Genomic DNA, 844 nt, shown 5'->3' on the forward strand with positions numbered 1-844 from the left:
GCACCCGATATGTCTTCGTAGCGGTCCGGACTCTGGTTAATCCCAACGACCCGAAGGATATTGAGGAAGTCCACAAGCTTCAGGATGCCATCAAGGTGAACCAGAAGGAAAAAGGGCAGCTTGACCTTCCGAACTGGGATGAAAAGGACCTCACAGAGATTCGTAATGCGCTGCTCGCACTCGTAAAACACCAGACATCGTTCAGCGGCTCTTTTGGGGGCCGCAACGAGGTCGATCCGGTCAAGCACCTGACTGGAACAGCCGCTGGCTGGGGTGGCATTCCGGACAAGCACGCCATGTATCCAAGCTTCACCCCCGAGAAAAACGACGGCAAGACGATCTATACTCTCCATGTGCCGAAGACTGTGCCCGTGAAAGAATTCTGGTCGATCAGTGTCTATAATGCAAAGGGCTTCTTCGAGAAAAACGCCTACGATGCCTATTCGATCAACGATATCACCGCGAAGAAAAATGCCAACGGCTCGGTGAACGTCCAGTTCGGCGGCTGCGATGGCAAGATTCCAAACTGCCTGCCGATCGTTGAGGGTTGGAACTACACCGTCCGGCTCTATCGTCCTGACGAATCCATCGTCAGCGGCAAATGGACGTTCCCCGAGGCCAAGCTCTTAAACTGAGCCTCATCGGTAAACGTGGAAGACCACGAGGATCGAAAACAATGCGCATGTCGCGAGCGGAAGCGGAACGCATATTGAGCCAGAATGGTTGGCTGGCTCAAATGTCTGAAGCCTTCAGGACGCGTTTGTTTCAGAATGCGTTGCTTCAGAAATACGAAGCCGGTCAGGTCATCTTCCGTCCCGGAGATTCGCCGGGAGGCATCTATGGG

The 844-nt window shown here is 53.8% G+C and carries 1 protein-coding gene; it reads left to right on the forward strand.

Going from position 1 to position 844, the window contains the following annotated elements:
• The coding region (locus AB4Z23_RS27340; protein ID WP_441361166.1) for a DUF1214 domain-containing protein at nt 1-635 on the forward strand (635 nt) is incomplete at its 5' end.
• Between the last annotated feature and the right edge of the window lie 209 nt (nt 636-844).

The organism is Agrobacterium sp. MCAB5 (assembly GCF_052114365.1).
GTDB classification, from domain to species: Bacteria; Pseudomonadota; Alphaproteobacteria; order Rhizobiales; family Rhizobiaceae; genus Agrobacterium; species Agrobacterium tumefaciens.